Here is a 14,139-nt window from a genome sequence, read left to right on the forward strand (position 1 = left end):
TGCTCACGCCGTGGTGGCCGTCCCCGCGAACCGCTCGCGCAGCTTGTACTTGAGCACCTTGCGCAGGGTCTCGTTGCGCGGAAGGGCGTCCACCACCTCCAGTCGCTCGGGCAGCTTGTGCACCGACAGGCCCGCCGCGCGCAGGTAGGCCACCACCTCCGGGAGCGTCAACGCGGCGGTCCCGGGCGGCTGTTCGAGCACCGCGCACACCAGCTCCCCGCGCTCCGGGTCCGGCAGCCCCACCACCGCGGCCTCGCCGACCGCCGGATGCGCGGCGAGCAGATCCTCGATCTCCTTCGCCGAGATGTTCTCGCCCTTGCGGATGATCACGTCCTTGAGCCGCCCGGTGAGGACGAGATGGCCGGTTCCGGTCAGGCGGCCCAGGTCGCCGGTGCGCAGAAAGCCCTCCGCGTCGAAGGCGTCGGCGGTCTGCGCCGGATCCAGATAGCCCTGGCACACCGCCTCCCCGCGCAACCGGACCTCGCCGCCCTCGGCGATCCGTATCTCCATCCCCCGCGGCGGCTTCCCCTCCGTCGTGGCCAGGTTCTCCGCCGTGTCGTCCGGCGCCCCCATCGTGATCATCGGCACCTCGGTCATGCCGTACCCGTGCGTCAGCTGCACCCCCATCTCCCGCACCACCGCGTGGTACACCTCCGGCGGCTTGGGCGCCCCGCCCCCGGCGAGCAGCCGCAGCGAGGGGATCACCGGGACCCCCGGCTGCTTGCGCTGCTCGGCCAGGAACATCGAGTAGAACGCCGTCGAGCCGCCCGCCACCGTCACCCCGTGGCGGCGGTACTCCTCCAGCGCGTCCGGCAGCGCGAACTGCTCGAACAGCACCGCCGGGAAGCCGTACAGCAGCAGCATCACCGTGTAGTCGGGGCCGGCGATGTGCGCGTACGGGAACGCCATCGAGCCCACGTCCGCCGCCGTGAGCCGCAGCGCGTGCGCCAGGCACGAACCGCCCGCGATCAGCGAACGGTCCGTGTGGAGAACGCCCTTGGGGTCGGAGGTGGTTCCCGAGGTCCAGTAGATCCACCGGACGGAGGTGCCCTCGGCGGGCGGGGCGGGCAGCACGGCCGGATCGCCGTCGGGCAGGTCGTCGTACGCCTCGAAGATCCCCTTCGCGCCGAGCCGCCGGGCCATCCCGGTGTGGTCGAAGCCGCGCCAGACGCCCGGTACGGCGAAGAACTCGGCCCTGGACTCGCGCAGGGCGAAGCCGACCTCGCGGTCCCGGTAGAAGGGGATGACGGGGGACTGGACGGCGCCGAGCCGGGCCAGCGCGAAGGACAGCACGGCCGTCTCGATCCGGGTCGGCAGCTGCCAGGCGACGACCGTGCCGGGGCGCACGCCCATGCCGTACAGGCCGGCCGCCACCCGCTCGGCACGCGCGCGCAGTCCGCCGAAGGACAGGGTGCGGTCGCCCTGGAGGAACACCGGGCGCTCGGGAGTGAGTTCCGCGCGGCGGGCGGCCAGGTCCCAGAGCGTGCGGGAGGCGCTCAGTTCGTGTGCGGTGGCGTTCATGGAGTCCCCCTGCCCGGCTGACCTGACGAGTCGTCAGATCGTAGGTCCTGCCGCCTTGTCGGTCCAGAGGCGCGGGGCTAGCCTGCGAGATCGGAAGAATCTGACGAACCATCAGTTCCGTGGGGGTGTCCGCCGGTGGATCTGTCCTACACGCCCGAGGAGGAGGACTTCCGGGCGCGACTGCGGGAGTGGCTCGCCAAGGCGCTGCCCGGCCTGCCGCCGAAGCCGCGCCCACAGGACTGGCCGGGCCGCCGCGCCTACGACCTCGGCTGGCAGCGGATGCTCTACGACGCCGGGTACGCCGACGTCCACTGGGACGCCTCCCCGACCACCCGGCTGATCTTCCTGGAGGAGACCGAACGGGCCGGCGCGCCCTATGTGGGCGCCAACTTCGTGGGCCTGCTGCACGCGGGCCCGACGATCGCCGCCGAGGGCACCGAGGCGCAGCGGGCGCGCTGGCTGGCGCCGATCCTGCGCGGCGAGGAGGTGTGGTGCCAGGGGTTCAGCGAACCGGACGCCGGCTCCGACCTCGCCGCGCTGCGCACGCGCGCGTGGCGCGACGGCGACGACTACGTGGTGAGCGGTTCCAAGATCTGGACCTCGCACGCCGAGGTCGCCGACTGGTGCGAGCTCCTGGTGCGCACCGACCCGGAGGCGCCCAGGCATCGCGGGATCACCTGGCTGGGCATGCCCATGGACGCGCCGGGCATCACGGTACGGCCGCTGCGCACGCTGGCCGGGTCGGCCGAGTTCGCCGAGGTGTTCCTCGACGAGGTCCGGGTGCCCGTCGCCAACCGGGTGGGCGCCGAGAACGACGGCTGGCGGGTCACCATGGTCACCCTCTCCTTCGAACGCGGCACCGCCTTCGTCGGCGAGGTCGTCGCCTGCCGCCGGGTGCTCGGCGACCTCGCGCGCGCGGCCCGCGCCAACGGCACCTGGGACGACCCCGCGCTGCGCCGCCGCCTGGGCCGGCTGAACGCCGAGTTCCGGGCGCTGTGGCGGCTCACCCAGTGGAACGTCAGCGAGGCCGAGGGCACCGGCGTGCCCGGCGTCGGCGGCTCGGTCTTCAAGCTCCGCTATTCGCACGCCCGTCAGGAGCTGTACGACACGGCGGCCGACGTGCTCGGCCCGGACGCGCTCGACCTGGACCGGCCGTGGGTCCTGGACCGGCTCTCCTCCCTCTCGTACACCATCGCGGCCGGGACCTCGCAGATCCAGCGGAACATCGTGGCCGAGCGGATCCTCGGGCTGCCGAAGGGGCGATGACGTGCGCTTCCAACTGACCGAGGACCAGCGGGCGTTGCGGGACGGGATGCGGGAGCTGCTCGGGCGCCGGTTCGACGGCGAGGCGCTGCGGGCGGCGGTCGGCGCGCCCGGCCGCCTCGACCGGGACCTGTGGCGGGAGCTGGGCGCGGCGGGGTTCTTCGCGCTGCGCCTGCCGGAGGCGGACGGCGGGGTCGGACTCGGACTGCCCGAGGCGGTCCTGGTCTTCGAGGAGGCCGGACGGGCGCTGCTGACCGGCCCGCTGGCCGCCACCCACCTCGCGGCGGCCGAGGTGCCCGGCGCGGCCGACGGGGAGGCCGTGGTGGCCCGCGTGGACGGCGGCCTGGTGGAGTGGCTGGCCGAGGCGGACGCGGTCACCGGGGACGCCTCCGGGGCCGTGGCGGTGCGCTCGGTCGACCCGTTGACGCCCCTGCACCGGATCCCCGGCCCGGCCTCCGCCGCGCCCCCCGATCCGGTGGCCGTGCTCCTCACCGCCGCCGAGCAGCTCGGCACGGCCACGCGCGCGTGCGAGCTCGCCGTGCAACACGCGCGGACCCGCGAACAGTTCGGGCAGCCCATCGGGGCGTTCCAGGCGGTCAAGCACCTGTGCGCCGAGATGCTGGTGCGCGCCGAGACCGCGCGGGCGGCCGTCTACGCGGCGGCGGTGACCGCCGACCCCGTGGACATCGCGGCGGCCCGGCTGCTCGCCGACGAGGCCGCCGTACGCGGCACCCGGGACTGCCTCCAGGTGCACGGCGGGATGGGCTTCACCTGGGAGGCGGAGGTGCACCTGCACCTGAAACGGGCCTGGGTGCGGGCACAGCGTGGCGGAGGGAACACGGAGAGTGAGGAGCTGCTCGCCGCGGAACTGCTCGGGTGAACGTTCGAAACGGCCGTGGCCTGCGGGATCGGTGGTGCGGGTGGGCCGGATGTCGCGGATTGTGGCATACCGGAATCACGGAGCGTTGATACCGGGTTGTGTCCAACGCGTGACTCGTCACGGCCTGGAGTCGAGTGTCCCCTCGGGTACCTTCTGTGGGATGCGAGTGGTTCCGAGGACGAGCCATGCCGGCGGTGCCGTCGAAGCGGCCCCGCGATTCATGGTGCACACGGCTGCTCGCAGGGCGGTAAGGGCTTGCGCCCCCGCGTGTTCGACTCCCCGCGGCGAGCGTCGCACAGTATGCCGGACGCGTACTCCTTCGCGCTGGAATATGCCCGAAGCGCTTGTTGGGGTGACTGTACGTCAACCATGCTGTCTCGTAAGGGAATCACGTTCCGTGACCCTTGCTCTGGCCGTTGTTCTGGCCATGCAGAAAATGGCTACGATCGTGGCCCTCGCCGTTCTGCTCGTCGCGATCCTCGTCGTGGCGCTCGCTCGGCGCGGGTTCATGTGTCCGCCGGTTCGGATGGTGTGAGCGGTGCAGGTGCTTCAAGTGCAGCTGGAGATCCGGCCCGACCCCGCGGAGGTGGGACGGGCCAGAAGGTGGGCCCGCTCGCGCCTCGCCGGGTCCGGTATAGCGGCGGACGAGCCGCTTGCCGAGACGCTGATCCTGCTTGTCTCCGAGCTGGTCACCAACGCCGTGGTGCACACCGGCCGGCCCGCCGTGCTGCGGCTCTCGCTGCCCGGCGCGGACCGCGGGAGCGCCGAGGAGTCGGTCACCGTACGGCTGGAGGTCGCCGACACCAGCAATCGCGCGCCCGTACCCCGGTGCGCCGACGGCGACGCGACCGGCGGCCGGGGCCTGGCCCTCGTCGACGGGCTCGCCGACCGCTGGGGGTGGAGCCCCGAAGGCGCCGGCAAGCGCATCTGGTGTGAACTCGACCGGTGTTCGCAGCCCCGGCAGAGCGCGGCGGTGGCGTACGGAGGCGGCCTGGCCTCGTTCGAGGGGCTGGCCTTCGAGGCGGTCTGACCCCGGTGCGCGGTGATGCGCCGGGGGGTTGCATCCGTGCGCGCCCTCGGTGAACCGGGGCATAAGCCGTAAAACTCCGCACGGGTGTTGACGCCTTGTGACCATGTGATCACGCTTGAGGTCTGCGATTCGCCGCGAGGGGACGGCGGGGGCCTTGATGGCGGACGTCCTCGTCGAGTGTGGGTCGAGCCGGACGGCGGCGCGCGGGGCCGGGCTCGGGGCGGTCCGGCGCGTGCGGCCGTTCGGATTCCGGGGGGAATGGGGGAAGGCCGGTGTCACGCCGGCTCGGGCTTCGGCCCCGGCGTGACACCGGCTTCGTCACCAGGGACTAGAGAACGGCCACGGGTGCGACCGGCGTGCCCGTCGCCCCGACGAACGGCTCGGGCATCGCCGACAGCAGGAACGCGTACCGGCCGGTTTCTCCACAGGCTGTGGACAACTCCTCCAGATTCCAGTTCTGGCCCTGCAGCATCCCCATCTCCACCAGGTCGAGAGCGTGTACGGGCAGCCACAGGTCCTCGATCTCGGGCGGGAAGATCTCGAACGTGAGCGTGTCGTTGGCGACGGCGGCCACATCGCGCGCGTGGAACCACTCCGGGGCGCGGACCGAGAGACCCGGCGACGGATAGCCGTAGCCGTGCTTGTCCCCGGCGAGATACACCTGCACCTGACCGGTCCGCACCAGCACGACGTCCCCCGCCCGGACCGTCGTCCCGGCCAGCTCCTCGGCCGCGTCCAGGTCCTCGGGCGTGACCGCGTGACCCCCCTCCAGCCGCTGCACACCCCGCGCGCGTGCCACGTCGAGCAGCACCCCGCGCGACACGATGTGCCGGGCCGTGGCGATCGAGCTGAACTCCGCCCCGCCGTGCGCGGTCACCGTGCCCGCCGGGCGGCCGTTGTACAGCTTCCCCGAGTGCGAGACATGGGTCAGCGCGTCCCAGTGCGTGCCGGCCTGCAGGCCCATGGTCACCGCGTCGTCGCTGCACGCGACGGTGCCCGGGCCGAAGAGCTCCTGGTTGATCTGCACCATGGCGTGCAGCGGGTTGACCCGCCCGGGGATCATCCCGGTCTGCACGCCGTCCTGTTGCAGGGGCAGGGCGAGCGGGACGCGCCGGCCCGAGCGGACCGTCTGCGCGGCCGCGCGTACGACGTCGTCGGTGATCAGGTTCAGCGTGCCGATCTCGTCGTCGGCACCCCAGCGCCCCCAGTTGTTGACGCGCTTGGCGATGTCGTGAAACGCCGGATGAAGTGTCGGCAGTGACATCCGGTTCCTCCCCGGGGCTTGTGTCCGCACATCTGACGCGCCATAAAATCTAACGGTCCGTCAGAAACCGCGGGAAGGGGCCGGGCGTGGGGAACTTCTTGGCAGGCAAGGTCGTCGCCGTGACCGGAGCCGGGCGCGGTATCGGACGCGCGGTCGCGCTGGCGGCGGCGGCCGACGGCGCGAAGGTCGTCGTCAACGACTACGGCGTCTCGGTCGACGGCGGCTCGCCCACCAGCGAGGTCGCCGAGGCCGTCGTCAAGGAGATCGAGGCGGCGGGCGGCGAGGCGGTCGCGGTGGCCGACGACATCTCCACGATGGCGGGCGGGCAGCGGGTCGTGGACACCGCGCTGGCCTCCTACGACCGTCTCGACGGGGTCGTCTGCGTGGCGGGGATCCTGCGCGAGCGGATGCTGTTCAACATGACCGAGCAGGAGTGGGACCCGGTGGTCGCCACCCACCTCAAGGGCACGTTCACGGTGTTCCGGGCGGCGTCGGCGGTGATGCGGAAGCAGCGCGCCGGCACCCTGATCGGCTTCACCAGCGGCAACCACCAGGGGTCGGTCTCCCAGGCCAACTACAGCGCGGCCAAGGGCGGGATCATCTCGCTGGTGCGGAGCGCCGCGCTGGGCCTGCACAAGTACGGGGTGACCGCGAACGCGGTGGCACCGGTGGCCCGGACCCGGATGTCGGCCGGCGTGCCGACGGAACTGACCGAGATCGGCGAGCCGGAGGACGTGGCGGCGTTCGTCGTCTACCTCCTGTCGGACGCCGCGCGGGACGCCGCGATCACCGGGCAGGTGTACACGGTGGCCGGGCCGAAGATCGCGGTGTGGGCCCAGCCGAGGGAGCTGCGGGCCGCGTACGCGTCCGAAGGCGCGTGGACGCCGGAGCGGATCGCGGAGGTGCTGCCCGGGAGTGTGGGGGCGGATCCGATGCCGATGCTGGCGCGGGTGACGGCCATGGAGACGGCGGCACGAGAAGGCAGCCGACCGAACGCCTAGGGGGTGGGCTACATGTGGGTGGGGCCGGGCGCCTGTTCGCCGTCGGGGGTGCGATGCGCTGGCGAGTGCGGCGCCGTCGTGGTTGCTCGCGCAGTTCCCCGCGCCCCCGGGCCGGTCGCCTGCACCGCCGTTCAAAGGCGCCGCCCACCGGACCCCCGCCCGTCCACCACCTGCTCCCCCCGTTTTCGCTGTCCATACGCACTGTCGGCCCCTCTCCTCTTTCTCCGCCGCGACGGCGATCAGCCCCGACGGCGGATGCCGGCGGTTTTCGTACGGCCGTAACCCCGACGTACTTCTGGAGGTCACCGTGGAGTTCGGCTCAGTGCCGGAGGACGAGGTGTTTCGCGGCGAGGTCCGCGACTGGCTCGACGCGCATGTCGAACCCGATGCGGACCGGCGCAGTTGGGAGCGCACGCTCGGTGCCGCCGGGTGGATCGGGCTGGGGTGGGCGGAGGGCGGGTACGGGAACCGGACCGCGACGCTCACCCAGCAGGTCGCGTGGGCGGAGGAGTACGCGCGGTCGGCGGCGCCGCCGCGCTCGGGGCACATCGGGGAGAACCTGCTCGCGCCGACGCTGATCGCCCACGGCAGCGGTGAACAGAAGGCCCGCTTTCTGCCGCCCGTCGCCGCGGGCGAGGAGCTGTGGTGCCAGGGGTACAGCGAGCCGGGCGCCGGGTCGGACCTCGCCGGTGTGCGGACCGCGGCCGTGCGGGAGGCGGACGGCTACCGCGTCAGTGGGCAGAAGATCTGGACCTCGCTGGCGCACGAGGCGGACTGGTGTTTCGTGCTGGCGCGGACCGAGCCCGGTTCCAGGCGCCACCACGGGCTGAGTTTCCTGCTCGTGCCGATGGACCAGCCGGGGCGCGTCGAGGTGCGTCCCATTCGCCAGATGACCGGCACCAGCGACTTCAACGAGGTCTTCTTCGACGGGGCGCACGCGCGTGCGGAGCATGTCGTCGGCGGCGAGGGCAACGGATGGCGGGTGGCGATGAGCCTGCTCGGCTTCGAGCGCGGGGTGTCGACCCTCGCCCAGCAGATCGGGTTCGCCGAGGAACTGGGGCGGGTGGTCCGGGACGCCGTACGGACCGGGGCCGCCGACGATCCCGTCGTACGGGAACGGCTGGTGCGGCAGTGGGCCGAGCTGCGGGTGATGCGGTGGAACGCCCTGCGGACGCTCGGGGGTGCGGCGGCGGAGCCGGGCGCGCCCAGTGTGGCCAAGCTGCTGTGGGGCGGCTGGCACCAGCGGCTCGGTGAGCTCGCCGTGCTGGTGCGGGGCGCGGCGGCGAGCGTGGGCCCGGCCGACTGGTCGGCCGCCGCGCCGTACGAACTGGACGCCGCCCAGCACCTGTTCCTCTTCTCCCGGGCCGACACCGTCTACGGCGGCTCGGACCAGGTGCAGCGCACGATCATCGCCGAGCGCGTGCTCGGTCTGCCGAGGGAACCGAAGGGGGTCGAGTCGTGATGCGTGGAGTCGTGTTCGACGGGAAACAGGTGCAGGTCGTCGACGATCTGGACATCCGGGAGCCGGGGCCGGGCGAGGTGCTGGTCGCGGTGGCGGCGGCCGGACTCTGCCACAGCGATCTGTCCGTGGTGGACGGGACCATACCTTTCCCCGTTCCTGTGGTGCTCGGACATGAGGGTGCGGGCGTGGTCGAGGCCGTAGGTGTGGGCGTGACCCATGTGGCCCCGGGAGACCATGTGGCGCTGTCCACTCTCGCCAACTGCGGTGCCTGCGCGGACTGCGACCGTGGGCGGCCCACCATGTGCCGCAAAGCCATAGGGCGGCCGCAGAAGCCGTTCACGCGGGGCGGTGCGGCCGTGTACCAGTTCGCGTGCAACTCGGCCTTCGCGGAACGGACCGTCGTCAGGGCCGTGCAGGCGGTGCGGATCCCGAAGGACATCCCCCTGACCTCGGCCGCCCTCATCGGGTGCGGGGTGCTCACCGGTGTGGGTGCCGTACTGAACCGGGCCCGGGTCGACCGCGGCGACACGGTGGCGGTCATCGGCACGGGCGGGATCGGGCTGAACGTCATCCAGGGCGCGCGGATCGCGGGCGCGCGCCGGATCGTGGCCGTGGACGCCAACCCGGCCAAGGAGGAGGCGGCCCGGCAGTTCGGGGCGACCGACTTCCTGCCCTCGACGGAGGGCGTCAGGGATCTGCTGCCGACCGGGGTGGACCACGCGTTCGAGTGCGTCGGCCGGGTCGAGCTGGTCCGGCAGGCCGTCGACCTCCTCGACCGGCACGGCCAGGCCGTCCTGCTCGGCATGCCCGCCGCCACCGCCGAGGCGTCCTTCGTCGTCGCCTCCATGTTCCTCGACAAGTCCATCCTGGGCTGCCGTTACGGCTCCTCCCGCCCCCAGCACGACATCGCGCTCTACGCCGAGCTGTACCGCCAGGGAACCCTGCTGCTGGACGAGCTGGTGACCGCGACCTACCCGGTGGAGGACTTCGAGAAGGCCCGCGCGGACGCCGAGGCGGGGCGGGTGGCCCGGGGGGTGCTCACGTTCTGACCCGCGCCGGTGAGGTGCGGAAGGTCCGGCGGTAGGCGGTCGGGGTGACACCGAGCGCGGTCTGTAGGTGCTGGCGCATGGACTGGGCGGTGCCGAAGCCGGCGTCGTGGGCGACCTGGTCGACGGAGAGGTCGGTGGACTCCAGGAGGTGGCGGGCGCGTTCGATCCGCTGCTGGGTGAGCCACTGGCCGGGGCTGACGCCGGTCTCCTCGCGGAAACGGCGCGTGAAGGTCCGTACCGACATGGCCTCCTGCTCGGCCATGTCGCGCAGCTGGATCGGCTCGTGGAGGCGGCCGAGCGCCCAGGCGCGGGCGGCCGTGGTGGTGGCCACCTGGAGGTCGGGGACCGGGCGGTGGATGTACTGGGCCTGGCCGCCGTCCCGGTGCGGGGGGACGACGGTGCGGCGGGCCACCTCGTTGGCGACGGCCGTGCCGTGGTCGCGGCGGACCATGTGCAGGCACAGGTCGATGCCGGCGGCCACCCCGGCGGAGGTCAGCACATCGCCGTCGTCGATGAACAGGACGTCCGCGTCCACCTCGATCCGCGGGAACAGCCGCTGGAGATGATCGGCCTCGGCCCAGTGCGTGGTCGCCGGGCGGCCGTCCAGGTAGCCGGCGGCGGCCAGGACGTAGACGCCGGTGCAGATGGAGGCGAGCCGGGTGCCGGGGCGGATGTGGGCCAGGGCGGCGGCCAGCTCGGGGGTGAGGACGCCCTCCTCGAAGACCGGGCCGAGTTCGTACGACGCCGGGATGATCACCGTGTCGGCGGTGGCCAGTGTCTCCGGGCCGTTCGGTACGTGGATCGCGAAGTCGGCGTCGGTGTCGACCGGGCCGGGCGGGCGGACCGAGCAGGTCACGACCTCGTAGAGATGCCGCCCCCGGGCGTCCTTGGGGCGGCCGAAGATGCGGTGCGGGATGCCCAGCTCGAAGGGGAGCAGGCCGTCCAGGGCGAGGACGACGACACGGTGCGGGCGGAAGCCGGGGTCACTGCTCATGGCCCGATCCTAGCGAATACTGTCCTCTCGGCCACTCGATGGAGTGGACCCGGTGGCCGGATATTTGTGGCGTGACCCAGACAAGCGCAGCCGCAGCCGCCCCCGCCGAGGACTCGGAGGGCTCGAAGCCGACCCGCTCACCGCGCATCCACCGTGCCTGGTTCGTCGCCGTCGTCACCTTCGTCACGATCATCGGCGCGGCCGCCTTCCGTTCCCTGCCCGGCCTGCTCATCGACCCGCTGCACGGGGAGTTCGGCTGGTCGCGCGGCACGATCGGCGCGGCCGTCTCCGTCAACCTCGCGCTGTACGGGCTCACCGCGCCCTTCGCGGCCGCCCTGATGGACCGTTTCGGCATCCGCCGGGTGGTGGCCGTCGCCCTGACCGTGATCGCGGTCGGCTCGGGCCTGACCGTCTGGATGACGGCGGCCTGGCAGCTGCTGCTCTGCTGGGGCCTGCTGGTCGGCCTCGGCTCGGGCTCGATGGCGCTCGCCTTCGCCGCCACGGTCACCAACCGCTGGTTCACCACCCGGCGCGGCCTGGTCAGCGGCATCCTCACCGCGGCCTCCGCCTCGGGCCAGCTGATCTTCCTCCCGCTCCTCTCCTGGATGGTCGAGACGTACGACTGGCGCCCGGCCGCCGTCACCGTCGCCCTCGCCGCCCTCGCGGTCGTCCCCTTCGTCTGGCTGCTGCTGCGCGACCACCCGGCCGACGTCGGCCTGAAGCCGTACGGCGCGGTCGACTTCGTACCGAAGCCGGCGCCGGTCACCGGAGCCGCCCGCAGGACCCTCGGCGTGCTGGCCTCCGCCGTCCGCACCGGGCCCTTCTGGCTGCTCGCCGGGACCTTCGCGATCTGCGGGGCCTCCACCAACGGCCTGATCCAGACCCACTTCGTGCCCGCCGCCCACGACCACGGCCTGCCGATCACGGCGGCGGCCTCGCTGCTCGCGGTCATCGGCGTCTTCGACGTCGTCGGCACCATCGCCTCCGGCTGGTTCACCGACCGCTTCGAACCGCGCCGCCTGCTCGCCGTCTACTACGCCCTGCGCGGCATCTCCCTGCTCTTCCTCCCGATGCTGCTCGGCCCGTCGATCCACCCCCCGATGATCTTCTTCATCGTCTTCTACGGCCTCGACTGGGTCGCCACCGTCCCGCCCACCCTGGCCCTGTGCCGGGAGCACTACGGCGAGGACAGCGCCATCGTCTTCGGCTGGGTCCTCGCCTCCCACCAGGTCGGCGCGGCCCTCGTCGCCTACCTCGGCGGTGTCGCCCGCGACGTCTTCGGCACCTACGACATGGTCTGGTACGCCTCCGGCACCCTGTGCGCGGCGGCGGCGCTGATGGCGCTGGTGATCCGACGACGTCCCGCCGCAGGCACCCCCGTGCTCCCCGCGACGGCCTGACGGCTCCGGCGTCGTCACCGTCATTCACGCCGAACGTGTTCACCAGGCCATACGGAAGGTGAATTTTTCATGTGAATCAGGTGTACAACTCTTTCCTTGCTTACCGGGTCGAACCGGTGGACACACCAGTTCGCCTGTCCGGGTGGACGGTCCGGTAGGGGGAAGCCGTGCACATGATGATCCGTCGGTTGTGTGGAGTTCTACGTGTGCACAGGGTGGTCGACCTGCTCCTTGTGCTCCTGCTCGGCCTCGGTTTCGCCGCGCTGCCGGTTTTCGCCCTGCTGCCGTCCCTGTGGGGTTTCGCGGCGGCGGCGGCCGTTACCTATGCGGTGGACGAGGTACTGCATGTGCGCGCCCCGAGTTTCGTGCGCCGGCTGGCGGTGCTGCATCTCGATCGCACCATGCGGTTCGCGGTTCGTACGGTGATGCTGCTCGCGCTGGCGAGCCGGATGGACGCGCCGGGCGTGGTGCTGGTCACCGCCCTCGCCGTCTTCAGCGGTCACTTCGCGATGATGATGCTGTACACGGCGGTGCACCACGCCATCCGCCGGCGCCGGGTGCTGCCGCTGGTGGTGCGGAACCTCGACCTGAGCGAGCTGTCGATACCGCGGCAGCCGCCCGCCCTCCTGGACAGACGCCACTTGCGCAAGCTCCTCCACCTGGACCTGCCGGCCCACGCCGGGCTCCTCGTCGCGCTCATCGCCGGTACCTGGGAGTCGGCCTACGCGGGCTTGGCGCTCACCGTCGGGGTGACCGTGGCGGCTGTCCTCGCGCTGCTGGGTCAGTACCGCAAGGTGCGCCGGATGCCGGCACGGGACGAGGTGTTCGCCGAGGTCAACCGCCAACTGGAGGATCACCGGCCGGAGGTGGTGCTCTATTTCAGCTTCGCGGCCGTCTCACGTGACTTCATGTACCAGGTCAACATGTGGATCGAGACGCTTGAGCAGCTCGACCTGCGTCCATTGATCATCCTTCGGGAGGGTGCCTCGTTCCGCCACCTGAGCCGTACCTGGATCCCGGTGGTCTGCGTACCGAAGGCCGACGACCTGGCCAGACTCGAACTGTCCGGCGTCCGGGTCGTGCTGTATCCCGGCAACGCGGGCAAGAACGTTCACATGCTCCGCGTGGCCGAGGCCAAGCACGTCTTCATCGGGCACGGCGACAGCGACAAGCTGGCCAGCAGCAACCGGGTCAGCAAGGTGTACGACGAGATCTGGGTGGCCGGCCGCGCGGGCCGGGACCGCTACCAGCGGGTGCGGCACGCGATCAGCGACAGCGCGATCGTGGAGGTGGGCCGCCCGCAGCTGTCCCCGATCCGTCTGCACGCCGAACACGTCCCCGGCCCGCTGCCCGTCGTCCTCTACGCGCCCACCTGGGAGGGCTGGAGCGACGACGACTGCCACACCTCTCTGATCCCGATGGGCGTGGCCCTCGTCGAGAAGCTCCTGGCGGAGAACGTACGGATCGTCTACAAGCCGCACCCGCTCACCGGCAAGCGCTCGGCCGAGGCGGCGGCCGCCGACAAGGCGATCCGCGAGCTGCTGCGCGCCGACAACGAGCGGCGCGACCCCGCGGCGGCGGAGGCCGCGAACGCCGCCGCACGGCCCCGGCTGCGGGAGATCCAGGCCCGCCTCGACGAACTGGCCGGCCGGCACGACGGCGACGACGCCGAGCAGATGCGCGAGGCCCGGGTTCCCGACCGTGCCGCGGCGGCCGAGTGGCAGGAACTGCGCGCGGAGTGGCACCGGATCTTCTGGGAGAGCCAGGGAGCCGTCCGCCACAACGTGATCCTCAAGCAACTGCCGAACCTCTACGAGTGCTTCAACCAGGCGGACATCCTCATCAGCGACGTCTCCTCGGTGGTCGCCGACTTCGTGGCCAGCCTCAAGCCGTACGTCCTCACCAACGCGCGCGACCTGCCCGACCACGAGTTCCGGGCCGCCTACACCACTGCGGGCGGCGCCTACCTCCTGGACCGCCGGTGCGCCCGCCTCCCGGAGATCCTCGACTCGGTCCGCGCTCCGCACACCGACCCGATGGCCCTCGACCGCCGCACCCTGAAGGAGTACGTCCTGGGCCCCGACCGTCCCACCTCCATGGAGTGCTTCAACTCCGCGACCAACGCCCTGGCCGCGAAGGGAGAGGCGGAACAGGCCGAAGCCGCGACGGAGGCGCAGCAGGCGGTCTCCGCGACGGCACTGCAGCAGACCGGCCTCGGGTGATGTGAGCGTCAGGCCGCAACTCCACCCGATTCAGCCGCCCGTGAAGAACGGAG

12 protein-coding genes are annotated in these 14,139 nt (G+C 72.1%); 9 read left to right on the top strand and 3 right to left on the bottom strand.

Features of this window, described 5'->3' with window-relative positions:
• Positions 1 to 3 precede the first annotated feature (3 nt).
• Entirely contained in the window at positions 4 to 1,521 is a 1,518-nt protein-coding gene (locus ACIPSJ_RS29170; RefSeq protein WP_359207188.1) for an AMP-binding protein, read from the bottom strand.
• A gap of 135 nt (positions 1,522 to 1,656) precedes the next feature.
• Between ACIPSJ_RS29170 and ACIPSJ_RS29175 the strand changes: the two genes are divergently transcribed.
• The 4 genes from ACIPSJ_RS29175 (at position 1,657) to ACIPSJ_RS29190 (ending at position 4,694) form a co-directional block, all read left to right on the top strand.
• Positions 1,657 to 2,787, top strand: coding sequence for an acyl-CoA dehydrogenase (locus ACIPSJ_RS29175; protein WP_359207185.1), 1,131 nt, complete (start codon positions 1,657 to 1,659; stop codon positions 2,785 to 2,787).
• A 1-nt stretch (position 2,788) separates the two neighbouring features.
• A complete protein-coding gene (locus ACIPSJ_RS29180; RefSeq protein ID WP_401350530.1) occupies positions 2,789 to 3,664 on the top strand; it encodes an acyl-CoA dehydrogenase family protein in 876 nt (291 codons plus the stop codon).
• Between the two features lie 397 nt (positions 3,665 to 4,061).
• Positions 4,062 to 4,199 (top strand): hypothetical protein, encoded by a 138-nt coding sequence (locus tag ACIPSJ_RS29185; protein ID WP_355708863.1) that lies wholly within the window; start codon positions 4,062 to 4,064, stop codon positions 4,197 to 4,199.
• An 18-nt stretch (positions 4,200 to 4,217) separates the two neighbouring features.
• A complete protein-coding gene (locus tag ACIPSJ_RS29190; protein ID WP_359207944.1) occupies positions 4,218 to 4,694 on the top strand; it encodes an ATP-binding protein in 477 nt (158 codons plus the stop codon).
• 328 nt (positions 4,695 to 5,022) lie between these two features.
• On the opposite strand, the gene ACIPSJ_RS29195 is transcribed toward ACIPSJ_RS29190, so the two are convergent.
• Positions 5,023 to 5,958, bottom strand: a complete 936-nt coding sequence (locus tag ACIPSJ_RS29195) for a cyclase family protein (RefSeq protein ID WP_401350532.1) — start codon at positions 5,956 to 5,958, stop codon at positions 5,023 to 5,025.
• 86 nt (positions 5,959 to 6,044) lie between these two features.
• On the opposite strand from ACIPSJ_RS29195, the gene ACIPSJ_RS29200 reads away from it, so the two are divergent.
• The 3 genes from ACIPSJ_RS29200 (at position 6,045) to ACIPSJ_RS29210 (ending at position 9,470) form a co-directional block, all read left to right on the top strand.
• On the top strand, positions 6,045 to 6,959 hold the full coding sequence (locus tag ACIPSJ_RS29200; RefSeq protein ID WP_401350535.1) for an SDR family NAD(P)-dependent oxidoreductase: 915 nt from the start codon (positions 6,045 to 6,047) through the stop codon (positions 6,957 to 6,959).
• A 307-nt stretch (positions 6,960 to 7,266) separates the two neighbouring features.
• Entirely contained in the window at positions 7,267 to 8,421 is a 1,155-nt protein-coding gene (locus tag ACIPSJ_RS29205; protein WP_359207173.1) for an acyl-CoA dehydrogenase family protein, read from the top strand.
• Positions 8,421 to 9,470 (top strand): Zn-dependent alcohol dehydrogenase, encoded by a 1,050-nt coding sequence (locus tag ACIPSJ_RS29210; RefSeq protein ID WP_359207170.1) that lies wholly within the window; start codon positions 8,421 to 8,423, stop codon positions 9,468 to 9,470. Before ACIPSJ_RS29205 ends, ACIPSJ_RS29210 begins: the two co-directional genes overlap by 1 nt.
• Here ACIPSJ_RS29210 and ACIPSJ_RS29215 read toward each other — a convergent pair.
• A complete protein-coding gene (locus ACIPSJ_RS29215; protein ID WP_365688530.1) occupies positions 9,460 to 10,464 on the bottom strand; it encodes a helix-turn-helix domain-containing protein in 1,005 nt (334 codons plus the stop codon). The genes ACIPSJ_RS29210 and ACIPSJ_RS29215 overlap by 11 nt on opposite strands.
• A gap of 71 nt (positions 10,465 to 10,535) precedes the next feature.
• Here ACIPSJ_RS29215 and ACIPSJ_RS29220 point away from each other — a divergent pair, with 71 nt between their 5' ends.
• Positions 10,536 to 11,864: an MFS transporter gene (locus tag ACIPSJ_RS29220; RefSeq protein ID WP_401350539.1), complete on the top strand. Its 1,329-nt coding sequence runs from the start codon at positions 10,536 to 10,538 to the stop codon at positions 11,862 to 11,864.
• A gap of 206 nt (positions 11,865 to 12,070) precedes the next feature.
• On the top strand, positions 12,071 to 14,086 hold the full coding sequence (locus ACIPSJ_RS29225) for a hypothetical protein (RefSeq protein ID WP_401350542.1): 2,016 nt from the start codon (positions 12,071 to 12,073) through the stop codon (positions 14,084 to 14,086).
• The last annotated feature ends 53 nt before the right edge of the window (positions 14,087 to 14,139 follow it).

The organism is Streptomyces sp. NPDC090088 (assembly GCF_044747345.1).
Lineage (GTDB): Bacteria > Actinomycetota > Actinomycetes > Streptomycetales > Streptomycetaceae > Streptomyces.